The 12,171-nt window shown below is 54.2% G+C and carries 10 protein-coding genes, 4 tRNA genes and 3 pseudogenes; 11 read left to right on the forward strand and 6 right to left on the reverse strand.

From position 1 onward, the window contains the following. Positions 1-46 precede the first annotated feature (46 nt). Positions 47-754 (reverse strand): 5'-methylthioadenosine/S-adenosylhomocysteine nucleosidase, encoded by a 708-nt coding sequence (gene mtnN / locus FDY98_RS11675; RefSeq protein ID WP_009286676.1) that lies wholly within the window; start codon positions 752-754, stop codon positions 47-49. 36 nt (positions 755-790) lie between these two features. Then, positions 791-1,663 carry a bifunctional methylenetetrahydrofolate dehydrogenase/methenyltetrahydrofolate cyclohydrolase FolD gene (gene folD / locus FDY98_RS11680; RefSeq protein ID WP_027959406.1) on the reverse strand — a complete coding sequence of 291 codons (873 nt, stop codon included), beginning with the start codon at positions 1,661-1,663 and terminating at the stop codon, positions 791-793. Positions 1,664-1,677: 14 nt separating this feature from the next. Between folD and FDY98_RS11685 the strand changes: the two genes are divergently transcribed. From FDY98_RS11685 to FDY98_RS11705, 5 genes are all read left to right on the forward strand, one after another. Next, positions 1,678-1,836 (forward strand): hypothetical protein, encoded by a 159-nt coding sequence (locus FDY98_RS11685; RefSeq protein WP_155705844.1) that lies wholly within the window; start codon positions 1,678-1,680, stop codon positions 1,834-1,836. Positions 1,837-1,872: 36 nt separating this feature from the next. Then, positions 1,873-1,949 (forward strand) — tRNA-Pro (locus FDY98_RS11690). A 92-nt stretch (positions 1,950-2,041) separates the two neighbouring features. Beyond that, positions 2,042-2,118: transfer RNA gene (locus FDY98_RS11695), tRNA-Arg, on the forward strand. Positions 2,119-2,194: 76 nt separating this feature from the next. Further along, positions 2,195-2,269, forward strand: a tRNA-His gene (locus FDY98_RS11700). A gap of 34 nt (positions 2,270-2,303) precedes the next feature. Continuing rightward, positions 2,304-2,378 (forward strand) — tRNA-His (locus FDY98_RS11705). A 122-nt stretch (positions 2,379-2,500) separates the two neighbouring features. Here FDY98_RS11705 and FDY98_RS29505 read toward each other — a convergent pair. From FDY98_RS29505 to amt, 3 genes and pseudogenes are all read right to left on the reverse strand, one after another. Beyond that, a pseudogene (locus FDY98_RS29505) lies at positions 2,501-3,396 on the reverse strand (EAL domain-containing protein). 125 nt (positions 3,397-3,521) lie between these two features. Then, positions 3,522-3,851: a diguanylate cyclase domain-containing protein gene (locus tag FDY98_RS27865; protein ID WP_340146505.1), complete on the reverse strand. Its 330-nt coding sequence runs from the start codon at positions 3,849-3,851 to the stop codon at positions 3,522-3,524. 5 nt (positions 3,852-3,856) lie between these two features. Continuing rightward, on the reverse strand, positions 3,857-5,878 hold the full coding sequence (gene amt, locus FDY98_RS27870) for an ammonium transporter (RefSeq protein WP_340146506.1): 2,022 nt from the start codon (positions 5,876-5,878) through the stop codon (positions 3,857-3,859). A gap of 310 nt (positions 5,879-6,188) precedes the next feature. Between amt and FDY98_RS11715 the strand changes: the two are divergent. From FDY98_RS11715 to FDY98_RS11730, 4 genes and pseudogenes are all read left to right on the forward strand, one after another. Beyond that, positions 6,189-7,429 (forward strand): annotated as a pseudogene (locus FDY98_RS11715) (NAD(P)/FAD-dependent oxidoreductase). 140 nt (positions 7,430-7,569) lie between these two features. After that, positions 7,570-7,779: a putative motility protein gene (locus tag FDY98_RS11720; RefSeq protein ID WP_022523503.1), complete on the forward strand. Its 210-nt coding sequence runs from the start codon at positions 7,570-7,572 to the stop codon at positions 7,777-7,779. Between the two features lie 238 nt (positions 7,780-8,017). Beyond that, a complete protein-coding gene (locus FDY98_RS11725) occupies positions 8,018-9,607 on the forward strand; it encodes a peptide chain release factor 3 (protein WP_009286679.1) in 1,590 nt (529 codons plus the stop codon). A gap of 22 nt (positions 9,608-9,629) precedes the next feature. Beyond that, positions 9,630-10,397, forward strand: a complete 768-nt coding sequence (locus FDY98_RS11730) for a TatD family hydrolase (protein WP_027959408.1) — start codon at positions 9,630-9,632, stop codon at positions 10,395-10,397. Positions 10,398-10,404: 7 nt separating this feature from the next. On the opposite strand, the gene ygfZ is transcribed toward FDY98_RS11730, so the two are convergent. Beyond that, entirely contained in the window at positions 10,405-11,376 is a 972-nt protein-coding gene (ygfZ, locus tag FDY98_RS11735; protein WP_009286681.1) for a CAF17-like 4Fe-4S cluster assembly/insertion protein YgfZ, read from the reverse strand. A 176-nt stretch (positions 11,377-11,552) separates the two neighbouring features. Between ygfZ and FDY98_RS11740 the strand changes: the two are divergent. Both FDY98_RS11740 and FDY98_RS11745 read left to right on the forward strand, forming a co-directional pair. Next, positions 11,553-11,749, forward strand: a pseudogene (locus FDY98_RS11740) (hypothetical protein). Further along, positions 11,749-12,156: an OsmC family protein gene (locus FDY98_RS11745; RefSeq protein WP_022523500.1), complete on the forward strand. Its 408-nt coding sequence runs from the start codon at positions 11,749-11,751 to the stop codon at positions 12,154-12,156. Before FDY98_RS11740 ends, FDY98_RS11745 begins: the two are co-directional and overlap by 1 nt. Positions 12,157-12,171: the final 15 nt, after the last annotated feature.

Raw genomic sequence — 12,171 nt, forward strand, 5'->3', positions numbered from 1 at the left:
GTCGACGCTTTAACGGTCGACGGCTCCAAGCGCTTAGTAAGCCCTGTTAGACGTTGCCAAGTTGCTTAAGCATTTGGTCAACCATGCGCGATGAGTGGTCGGCGGCCACTTCCAGAAATTCATCGAAGGAGAGGTGGTTGTCGCCACTGCCAGGAATGTCAGAGAGCGCGCGGATCACCACGAAGGGGCACTGGTAGAGGTGGCACGTTTGAGCAATGGCGGCGCCCTCCATCTCTACCGCAAGCATGCTAGGGAACTGGGCACGGGTAGCGTCTACCCTTGCAGGGTCAGCCATAAAGGCGTCACCGGTGGCGATCAAGCCTTCGCGTACCTGGACTTCACCTAACGAGGCGATGGCATTACGCGCCACCTCTCGCAGCGATTTGTCGGCCAAGTAGGCGGCGGGCATCCCTGGCACTTGGCCTATCTCGTAGCCAAATACCACGGCGTCGACGTCGTGATGGCGTACTTCGTCTGAAATGATTACATCGCCAATGGCTAAATCGGCGGCAAAGCCACCGGCGGAACCGGTGTTGATAATGGCATCGGGTTGATGGCGCTCTAATAAAATAGCCGTGCCTACTGCGGCATTGACCTTACCAATCCCCGACTGCAGCACAATGACCTCAAGGCCGTAACGCGTGCCGGTATGGAAGACAAAACCCGCGTGCTCGTAGCGTTGGGGGTTGTCCAACTGACTCACCAAGGTGCTCACTTCCTGCGCCATTGCGCCAATAATACCAATACGCTTCACTGCGCCATGCTCCTACATTAAAAGTGGTGTTTTAACTCAGGCGTGCCCTAGGGGAGCTAAGTCGTGCTTCTCGGCGGCTTCAAGGGTATTTTCCAGCAGAGTAGCTACGGTCATCGGCCCCACGCCGCCAGGTACGGGGGTGATAAAGCTGGCGCGTTCGGCGGCGGTGGCAAAATCAAGGTCGCCTTTTAACGTGCCATCCTCCTGACGATTGATGCCTACGTCGATCACGATAGCGCCCGGCTTAATCCATTCGCCTTTCACGATACCCGGCTTGCCGACGGCCACGACCAGAATGTCGGCGCGGCTTACGTGATCTTCAAGGTTGCGGGTAAAACGGTGACATACAGTGGTGGTACAGCCTGCCAGCATCAGCTCCAGCGCCATAGGGCGGCCTACAATGTTAGAGGCGCCCACAACGGTGGCATCTAAGCCGCGTAGCGCAATATCGCTCTGTGCCAGTAGGGTCATGATTCCTTTCGGCGTGCAGGGGCGTAGGGCGGGCATACGCTGCGCTAAGCGGCCAATGTTGTAGGGGTGAAACCCATCGACGTCTTTGCCAGGCAGAATACGCTCTAAAATGGGCTCGGCATCGAGATGCTTGGGCAGTGGCAGTTGAACCAAGATGCCATCAACGGTCGGGTCGCTGTTGAGCTGATCAACCAGGGCTTCCAGTTCATGCTGTGAGGTTGTAGCGGGTAGGGCATGCTGAAAGGAGAGAATGCCAGCTTGTTCGCAGGCGCGGTGCTTATTGCTGACATACACATGAGAGGCGGGATCGTCCCCGACCACAACCACGGCTAGTCCCGGTGCCCGTCCGCCGGTTTGACGGCGTGCAGCGATCTTTTCGGCAACCTGTTGGCGGACAGTAGCAGCGATGGCTTTGCCATCGATTAGTTGGGCGGTCATGTAATGGAGTCCCTGTGAATGTTAAAAATAGCCTAGGCATTAAAGCGCTCAAGCCACAGCGCTTTAAAGGCGGTAATTTTCGCACGCTGGAGCATCCAGGCAAAGCGCCTTCACTAACAATCACTTTAATGGTTGACTTTAAAATTAAAAATAGTAATATATGCCTCGCTTGAGACGGGCAGCACGGTAGCGTCTAAGGTGATGAAAATCGGGATGTAGCGCAGTCTGGTAGCGCGCCTGCTTTGGGAGCAGGATGTCGGGGGTTCGAATCCCTCCATCCCGACCAATCACTTAGCATGAAAGGTAGTAGTTTGCTTTTCCAAGCTGCAGTTGTGGTCTAGTGCTCATCGGTATTCGTATTATATGAATACTATATGTGCGCCCATAGCTCAACCGGATAGAGCAACGGCCTTCTAAGCCGTAGGTTGCGGGTTCGATTCCTGCTGGGCGTGCCACCTAATTCAGTGGTAACAACCTGTCAGAATCATATCTTCAAGCGCATGCTATTTGTTCTACGTAAGATTGTCTTTGGTGGGTGTAGCTCAGGGGTAGAGCCCCGGATTGTGACTCCGGTGGTCGTGGGTTCAAATCCCATCATCCACCCCAGTGACAATATTTGCGTTTCCAGTTTTAGGTTGTGGTGGGTGTAGCTCAGTGGTAGAGCCCCGGATTGTGACTCCGGTGGTCGTGGGTTCAAGTCCCATCATCCACCCCATTACCCAGCATATATCGCTTCTGCTACTTTTAATTTCCTTTTAGTTTACCCCTTCTTTTAGAGAGTATGCCCTTAACTGGGGTTTTTGTGTTTCTGGCTTTTAGACTCCCCCTTTATTGTAGCTAGCGCGGCATCACCTTAATGCGGTTACCCGCCATATGGGTGAGCGGCTCAGGCCTGCCCAGCAAATACCCCTGCGCGTAGTTGATTCCCATGTGGTGCAAAATATCCAGCGTTGCCTGGGTTTCCACAAATTCAGCAATGGTTTCAATTCCTAACGCCTTGCCGACGGCATGAATCGCCTCAACCATAGCGCGATCAATCGGATCCTGATGCACATTGCGGATAAAATTACCGTCAATTTTCAAATAATCGACGGGCAACTGCTTCAAATAACTAAAAGAGGAGAGGCCGGTACCAAAGTCATCCAGTGCAAAGCGACAGCCGTACTCTTTAAGGGTGACAATTATTTCACTCACGCTTGAGAGTTGGGCAATGGCGGTGCTTTCGGTAATTTCAAAGCAGAGCGTGCCGTGGGGCAGGCCTGCCATGGCGACCTGAGTAATAAGGTCGTGACAAAAATCCGCATCGGAAGCGACGCACCTGAAAGATTGATCCCCCATAAGCTGTGAGGTGGCAGCGTCGCATGGCGGTTTTGATCCCCTAGCCAGGCTAGGGTGTTACGAACCACCCAGCGGTCAATGCGCTCCATAAAGTGATAACGCTCGGCAGCGGGTAGAAAGCTACCTGGCGCGATGATCTCTCCATGCTCTTCAAGTCGCAGCAGAATTTCCCGGTAGCCAGGGTCAGTGGCGCAAATGGCTGCAATGGGTTGGGCGAAAAGACGGAAGGTGTCGTTATCCAAGCCATTTTGCAAGCGTTGTACCCACTGCAGTTCGCCGTGTTTCTCCAGTAATGCATGATCGTCAGGCTGATAGCAGTGGATGCGATTGCGGCCTGCCTCTTTCGCGGCGTAGCACGCAGCGTCAGAGGCGTGGAGAGCCTGGCTCAACTGCATGGGCTGAGCGGCGTTGAGTTCAACCAAACCAATGCTTACGCCGATACCAAAGGTATGGCCCTGCCAAGAAAAACGATACTGCTCAATATCGCAGCGTAACGCTCCCGCAATCGTCAATGCTCGCTCTATACCGCAATCGGTAGCAACAAAGCGAATTCATCGCCACCCAGGCGGGCGGCGATATCGCTGCTGCGCACATGGTCTTTAAATTTTAACGCCAATTGGCGCAGCAGCTCATCTCCAGCGAGATGGCCGCAGGTGTCATTGACGATTTTGAACTGATCGAGATCCAGGTAACACAGCACATGGTGGCCATCGTCGCGATTAAGTAGCGCAGTCAGTGCTGATTCGAAGGCGCGGCGGTTGAGCAGGTCGGTCAGGTTGTCATGGCTGACCTGATAGCTCAGCTGTTCGGTCAACTGGCGAGTGAGGCTAACATCCTGAAAAACGACCACTGCACCTAAGGTAATGCCGCTGCGCGAACGTATTGGTGAAGCGCTGTGTTGGATGGGGTATGCGAGTGATCACGACTGACCAGTAGGCAGTGCTCGGTGGAGTGCACCGGAGTTAGTTGAGTGAGCACTTGCCGGGCCGGGTTGTTTAGCGGTTGGCCACTGGCTTCATCGAGTAGTTGATACACCACGTAAATGGGTTTATCCATGGCCTCTTCGAGTGTCCATCCGGTCAAGCGCTTAGCTTCCGCATTGATAAACGTTACGTTGCCACTAGCGTCGCAGGTAATAACGCCATCACCGATCGATGCCAGGGTAGTACGGGCAAGGTCGCGTTCGCGGTTTAACTGCTCCTGCAGCTGTTTGCGCTCGGTAATATCGCGCACCATCCCTGAGCGCTCTGACGCGGAACCGCTGGCTCCTTCGCTGACTTGTATTTCCAGGTGGCGTACCTGCATATCTGCGCAGCGGCGTTTAATTTCATGGCGTGCTCCGGGGCTGAGGGAGCGGGTTGGCAATAGCTGCGAGACAGGTTGGCCAATAATCTGTTTGGCGTCGACCTCGAAGAGTTGCTCCGCTCCAGGGTTAAGGCTGGTCAGGGTGCCGTCTGCCTGCCAGGTAATCACGCCATCGCGGAGATTGCGAAGCATCACGCGGGTATGTCCAACGGCGCTTTCAAGGGCAGCGGTTACGCGATTATAGCTCGCCGCTATTTCGCCCACTTCGGTAAACGGGTCGGCGTCAATTCGCTGGCGCATATCACCCTGCTGTTCATGCTGGCGCATATGCTCAAGCAGTTGGTTCAACTCATTTTTGGCGCCATGCTCGGCGAGATTGAGGCCCATCTTTTCTGCTTCAGGTGAGACGCGTATGGGCAGGAAGCGCCGGGTAATGCGGAACAGTAGCCAGGCGCTGCCAAAGCTCCAAACGCCGCACACCACAACACCGATCAACTGAACGCCAAACTGAGCGGATCGCGACAAGCCACTATCCATCAGTGTTAAGTCAGCGACCCAGGGCAGTGCTAGCGTACCCCATACGCCCGCGACGAGGTGCGAGGGTATGGCGCTGACTGCATCATCAATATGTTTGCTTATCAGCCATTCGCTGGTCAGTACCATCAGTACGCCACTAACCGCACCCAGCCCAAATGCCGCCGATAAGGAGATCACATGAGCGCTGGCGGTGACGGCGACCAAGCCCGCAATGGCGCCATTAATCGCATACATAACGTCGGCGTAGCGCCGAGTGCGTAGCCCCATCAGCATGCCCGAAAGGATGCCGCCGACGGCGCCCAAAACAGTATTGGCTATTATGCTGGGTATTTGCTCGGTAACGGCCAGGGTGCTACCGCCGTTAAAGCCAAACCAGCCTAAGATCATAAACAGTGCGCCTAACATGGCGAGGGGTAAGTTGCCTGAAGGGAAGGCAGTAGGTGGTTTACCGTGGCTGAAGCGTCCGCTGCGTGGCCCAATACACAGTACCGCTGCCAGGGCGACCCAACCGCCTACGCTATGTACGACCGTGGAGCCCGCAAAGTCGACAAACCCTAGCGCCCCTAACCAGCCTTCCGCGCCATCCAAAAGCCCGCCCCATGCCCAATGCCCAAAAACCGGATAGATAACCAAGGCTATCCAGAGGGCCGTCCAGGTATAGGCTAAAAAGGGCATACGTTCTGCCACTGCGCCCGACACGATGGTAGCGGCGGTGGCGCAGAACATTGCTTGGAAAATAAAAACGGTAATCACCCAGTGGCTGGAGGCTTCTAATTGCCAACCAAACAGCGTTGTGCCGATTAAGCCGTGGTGAGAGTCGCCAAACATGAGACCAAAACCGACTAACCAAAAAATACTGACGGCAATGGCAAAGTCCGCTACGTTTTTCATAGCGACGTTGATAGCATTCTTGGTGCGCGTAGTGCCCGCTTCCAGGCAGAGAAAGCCAGCTTGCATCACAAATACCAGAGCAGCGGCCCAGAGCACCCAGAGCATATCGAGCAACGAGCTGTCCAAATTTAGCGTGGCAGGCATGGTGTTTTCCTTAGTATCTTTTGGTGCAAGTGCGCTTTTTGGTGCTTTGTTTGTTTTAAGCGGAAGGAGGGGGAACCGTTGCACCGGTGCTAACTGACTGCTATTCAGGTTTCCTAATAGAAACTAAGCAATTGTTATGCCGCTAATAGTGAAGTCATCCTTTTTAACGCTAATGGCAGCATTAATTACTGATTTTTAGAAATAAAATAGCGTTTTCTACTGTGTTAATGCGCATTGATTGGTGATATTTTTCAATTAGTTATAGGTCTTCAATTGTGGTTCATAAACGCTGAAAAGGGAGTGCATCAAGATGGCGCGTCAAACGGTAGTTTTGGGAGCAGGCATGGTCGGTGTCAGCATTGCCTGGCATCTGCGCCAGCGTGGGCATGAGGTGACCCTGGTAGATCGCCTTCAGCCTGGCCGCGAAACCTCGTTTGGCAATGCGGGTATCATTCAGCGGGAAGCGGTAAGGCCTTACCCTTTTCCCCGCGACGTTAAAACGCTCCTCAGCGTTTTACCTAACCGTCGGGTAGATATTCGTTACCGCCCCGCGGGTATGGTCAACGCCGCCTCCCCGCTATTGCGCTACTGGATGAACTCAGCGCCGAAGACTTACCAGAAAATCGTGCCGGAATACGCCTCACTGATTCAGCTTTCGCTAAAAACCCACGGCCCGATGATTGAAGCCGCAGGCGCTGAGCACTTGGTGCGCAGGCAGGGATGGCTTGAGCTATATCGCACGCCTGAAAAACTTGCTGCGCGGATAACCGAGGCCGAAGAAGCACGGCGCCTTTATGGCGTGCAGTTTGAGCAACTGGATAAGGCGGCTCTTGCGCAGAAAGAGCCCTCTTTGAGTGACACCATTATCGGCGCAATTCACTGGCTTGATCCCTGGACGGTTGCTGATCCAGGTGGGTTGGTCGCGGCTTACGCCCAAGCGTTTAGTAATGATGGCGGGCGTATTTTGCAGTCGGATATCAAGTCGGTTCAGCAAATGGGTGATCGCTGGCAGGTCAATACCGTGCTGAAGCGTTAGAAGTAGATGACGTCGTCGTGGCGCTAGGGCCCTGGGCGGGAAGCTGGCTAAAAGAATTGGGCTATCACTTTCCTACCTTTGTAAAACGTGGCTACCACATGCACTACGCGCCTCAAGCGCCAGCCAAGCTAAATTTCTGGGTTATGGATGCCGAGGTGGGCTACCTGCTGGCGCCGATGAACGCAGGGGTTCGCTTGACTACCGGCGCTGAGCTGGATCGCTTGGATGCGCCTGCTGATGTCAATCAACTGGGCGCCGCCGAGAAAGTGGCACGCAGCGTGTTCCCCTTGGGCGAGCGACGCGATGACGCCCCTTGGAAAGGCGCGCGCCCCTGTTTGCCCGATATGAAGCCAGTGATTGGGCCTGCGCCAAGGCATCCAGGGTTGTGGCTTGCCTTTGGCCATGGCCATCAGGGGTTCACTCTGGGGCCCGCCACCGGTCATCTAATGGCGGATATGATGGAGGGGCAGCCCACGGCCATCGATATGGCACCATTTCGTGCTGATAGGTTCTAACTAGCGCTTTATTTATTAATGATCAGGCGAGTTAGGCCGATAGTAATAGACGCTAGCACCAGTAATAGAGACGGTATCTTTGCGCGTGATCTAATGCTTTGCTAGTTTATAAGTACATTTGCACACCATGAGGTGGATATATGGATGTAGGCATCAGCAGTTCAGTCAGTGCATCGCTGTATATGAATCAGGCGCAAACCGCCGAACAGGCTCAAATGCAGGTTTTCAAAGAAGCTTTGGATACGCAAGCTGATCAAGTAACTGAAATAATGGCCTCTGCCGATACTGGCGCGCAGCCAGATCTAGCTAAAGAGGGCACCCTAGGTACGCAGGTAAATACCTTCGCCTAGCCCCCGGCTTTGGTGGTGGTTAACATCGGCCTTGTGCCACTTTGTAAGATTAAAACGCTGACTTGTTCAGCGTTTTTTTTGGCCTTTTTCAAGAGCGTCACATTTGACGCCACCCGCGACAACAGCCGCCTCCAAGCGTTACAATTGTCGCAATGGACATGGCTCAACGCGCGGTGGCCAGTTAGCGAAAGCTGCTGAGTGAGTGCTGCGAATGAGACCCTATATTTGAAGAGGCACAATGAAAGAGACTCAATTAGCCCGTGAAGCCGAGCTTCGCAGGACATTCGCTATTATTTCGCACCCCGACGCCGGTAAAACCACCATTACCGAAAAAATGCTGCTATTTGGCAATGCCATCCAGTTAGCCGGCTCGGTGAAGAGCAAGCGTAACGATCGCCATGCAACGTCAGACTGGATGAAGATGGAGCAGGAGCGGGGGATCTCGGTAACGACCTCGGTGATGCAGTTCCCCTACGGCGGCCGCATCGTCAATCTGCTGGATACACCGGGTCACGAAGACTTCTCTGAAGATACCTACCGTACGCTCACGGCGGTTGATTCTGCCTTGATGGTGATCGACGGCGCCAAAGGTGTTGAGGATCGCACCATTAAATTGATGGAAGTGTGTCGTCTGCGCACCACGCCGATTCTCACTTTCATCAACAAAATGGATCGCGATATCCGTGATCCCATTGAGGTGATGGATGAAGTTGAAACGGTACTCAATATCCAGTGTGCGCCGATGACCTGGCCGATTGGCATGGGTCGCCACTTTAAGGGCGTTTATCACCTTTATAACGACGTGATTCATCTTTATACCCAGGGGCAGGGTAGCCGCATTCCCGAGGATAAGCGCATTGAGGGTTTGGATAATCCCGAAGTGGATGCTGTGCTTGGGGAAGATCAGGCCGAAGAGCTGCGTATGGAAGTAGAACTTGTGCGTGGCGCCTCCCATGAATTTGATCTGGAGGCTTATCGCCGGGGTGAGCTTTCGCCGGTCTATTTCGGTACCGCCATGGGTAACTTTGGGGTGCGCGAGATGATGGATGGCTTTGTCGAGTACGCACCGCCGCCCAAGGCCCACGAAACCGATACTCGGGTAGTTACATCTGATGATGAGCGTTTCACCGGCTTCGTGTTTAAAATCCAGGCCAATATGGATCCCAATCACCGCGACCGCATCGCTTTTTTGCGCGTCTGCTCGGGTAAGTACGAAAAGAACATGAAGATGCGCCATGTGCGTATCGGCAAGGACGTTAAAATTGCCGACGCCTTGACCTTTATGGCCTCCGACCGCTCCCAGGTAGAAGAGGCTTGGCCCGGCGATATTATTGGCCTGCATAATCACGGCACGATTCAGATCGGCGATACCTTTACCGTGGGCGAAGATATGCGCTTTACCGGCATACCCCACTTTGCCCCCGAGCTATTTAAGCGCGTACGGCTTAAAGATCCACTTAAGATGAAGGCGCTACAAAAAGGCTTGCAGCAGCTTTCCGAAGAGGGGGCTACCCAGGTCTTTATGCCGATGGACAACAACGATCTGATTCTCGGCGCCGTAGGTACCCTGCAGTTCGATGTGGTCGCCCACCGTCTCAAGGAGGAGTACAAGGTCGACTGCCTCTATGAAGGTGTCAATGTCCAGACAGCTCGCTGGGTCTACTGTGAAGATGCCAAAAAGCTGGAAGAGTTCAAGCGCAAGGCCAGCGCCAACCTGGCGATCGATGGCGGTGGTTATCTCACCTACATTGCGCCTACCCGGGTGAACCTGCAGATGACTCAGGAGCGTTGGCCGGATATTCGCTTCCAGCCTACCCGCGAGCACTAATCCCTATATGTCAGGCGTTCCCATGCTGATAGATGCTCATTGCCATCTCGATTTTACCCAGTTCGATGATGATCGGGCTGAGGTGTTCGAGTCCGCTAAGGCAGTGGGTGTCGTGCACTTTGTGGTACCGGGGACGACCCGTTCGCGCTGGCAGCAGGTGCTGGCGCTCGGCGAGCGGCCGGATACGTCGGTATGCTTGGGCTTGCACCCTTACTTTGTCGATGAGCATCAAGCGTCGGATATCAACGCGCTTGATCATTTGCTCGCTGAGCACCCTGAGATAGTAGCAGTGGGCGAGTGCGGTATTGATGGTCGCTTTACCGACACGCTTGAAGCGCAGTGGCACTACTTTGATGTCCAGCTGAAGCTAGCGAAACAGCATTCTCTGCCGGTAGTGGTGCACTGTGTCCACGCCAACGATAAGGTCGCCAAGCGCCTACGCCAGCTTGCGCTTCCAGAGGCAGGGCTGATTCACGCCTTCTCAGGCTCCATTGAGCAAGCAACCAAGTTTCTCGATCTGGGCTTCAAGCTGGGGTTGGGCGGCGCAGTCACCTATGAACGCGCCAGGCGGTTACGGCGAACCGTTGAGGGACTGCCTGACGATGCCTTTGTGCTGGAAACCGACAGCCCCGATATGCCGCTTAGCGGCTACCAGGGCATGCGTAATGAGCCATGTCGAGTGGCTGAGGTATGCAGCGTTGTTGCCGCACTGCGCGGGCAAACAGAGGAGCAGGTCGCAGCTCAGAGCAGTAATACCGCCGCGACGCTGTTTGGCTTGCCTTCAACCTAGAGTAAGCCTAGCCGTTAAGGCTAACTGCCAGCTGTTCAGGGTCAACGCGTTCAATCGTATAGGGTAACGTGAGAAGTGTCGCTGGCACCCCATCTAAATAAAGTTGCATAGTTTCTTCGGCGACTTTGGTGCTCATGACTGCCAGTAATTCGACGCCGCCTTGATGATTAAACGCACTGACCACCACTTCACCTACCGCTTTATCGTCACTATTAACCACGCTAGCACCTGCTGCGGGCAGTGAGTCGGCTTCTAAGCTAATACGCATCAAGCGCTTTTTCACCTGACCCCGGAAGTGTGCTCGGGCGACGACTTCCTGGCCGGTGTAACAGCCTTTTTTAAAGCTAATGCCGCCCAGCGCTTCCCAGTTCAGCATTTGGGGCAGGAAGTGATCCTGTTGGGTATCGGTTAGCCACGCCAAACCGCTACGAATATCCTCAAGCTGCCAAGCGTTACGGCCCGCTTGGTCATCCTGAGCCGACGCTAAATCGACCTTGCTGTCGTTTGCGAAACACAATAGCCAGCGCGGTGTCTCACCAGGGTAGCGGATTGCGCAGGCCTGATCGTTGCTAGTATGGGTGCCTACTTGATCAGCTAGCGTCAGGCCCAGCTGATTCGCAAGCGATTGGGCCTCATCGCTGGCACCAATGAATACTAGGTCGCGTTGGCTGGTTAGTTCAGCACGGTAAAAAGCGGCGAATTTTTTAAGATGACTCTCTAGGCTATCCAATAGGGTATTACTGAGCAGTAGCCGATAATGCTCTTCGCCCAAGCGCATTAGCTGGGCGTTGGCCAGCATGCGGCCCTTAGGCGTGCAGAAACAGGTGAGCGGCGCAAAGTGCCCGTCGGCCAAGCTGACTTGGGCGCTGGTCTGGCCCTGTAGGAACTTTTCTGCATCCGCCCCCTTCACATCCAGCGCGGCTAAGTGGTTAAGGCGGACGCTGCCAAGGGCGGGGGTGCTAGCGGTAACGGTCGCCATAAAAACTCCTGCAAAAGTGGGAAAGCGTTCGATAGTGATGCATTCAGTACGTAAAAGTAAAAGTGCCTTGAATGCTATTAGGTGTGGGCAGTCGTCACTGATTGCAAGGCACCATTAGCGTGCTAGACTCTTTCTCTTGTATCAGTTTTGCACAGGGCAACAGGTAGGGAAACGCTATGGCACAGCAGTCGTTGACATTCCAGGGTGTTAAATCGGTCGATCAGGTGAACAAAATCACCACTGCACTCATGATGCTTGATGGCGTTGATAGTGCCGAAGTGGGCGCCATGGTGCCGATGTGGACGGCCGGGCAAAACGCGAGACGCTGATTAATGCCATTGAAAAACTCAAGCTAGGCGTAAAGGTATCCTAATGCACCCTCCCATTACCGTGATCAGTGAACGCAACCATGTCTTTAGGCAGCGAGTTGAAGTCAATGGTTTGGAAGATCTATATGCCGATGTGCCACCGATAGTAGGTGGCGAGGGCAGTGCCCCTGATCCCCACGACTATTTCGATATTGCTCTGGGTACCTGCAAGGCGGTTACCGTGCAGATGTACGCCAAGCGTAAAGAGTGGCCGCTTGAGGGCATTACCGTCACCGTGCAGCGGGACGATAGTCAGGAAAAAAAGGGCATCTACAAGCTAGACGTGGCATTAACACTGCACGGTATTGAAGACCCCGAACAGCGCGCCCGGCTGGAAGATATTAGCCACCGCTGCCCGATTCAACGCCTGATGACCCAGTCTACGGTCGAGATCGCCACCCGGTTAGTTTAAATTATATCTTTTATA

The organism is Halomonas sp. PA16-9, assembly GCF_009728585.1.
Taxonomy (GTDB): Bacteria; Pseudomonadota; Gammaproteobacteria; order Pseudomonadales; family Halomonadaceae; genus Vreelandella; species Vreelandella titanicae.

Bases quoted from the DNA above. Each gene is read 5' to 3' on its own strand.
- folD (WP_027959406.1), bottom strand. From the start codon at position 1,663: ATGACCGCCCAACTAATCGATGGCAAAGCCATCGCTGCTACTGTCCGC.
- FDY98_RS11745 (WP_022523500.1), top strand. From the start codon at position 11,749: ATGCACCCTCCCATTACCGTGATCAGTGAACGCAACCATGTCTTTAGG.
- ygfZ (WP_009286681.1), bottom strand. From the start codon at position 11,376: ATGGCGACCGTTACCGCTAGCACCCCCGCCCTTGGCAGCGTCCGCCTT.
- FDY98_RS11720 (WP_022523503.1), top strand. From the start codon at position 7,570: ATGGATGTAGGCATCAGCAGTTCAGTCAGTGCATCGCTGTATATGAAT.
- FDY98_RS11730 (WP_027959408.1), top strand. From the start codon at position 9,630: ATGCTGATAGATGCTCATTGCCATCTCGATTTTACCCAGTTCGATGAT.
- amt (WP_340146506.1), bottom strand. From the start codon at position 5,878: ATGCCTGCCACGCTAAATTTGGACAGCTCGTTGCTCGATATGCTCTGG.
- FDY98_RS11725 (WP_009286679.1), top strand. From the start codon at position 8,018: ATGAAAGAGACTCAATTAGCCCGTGAAGCCGAGCTTCGCAGGACATTC.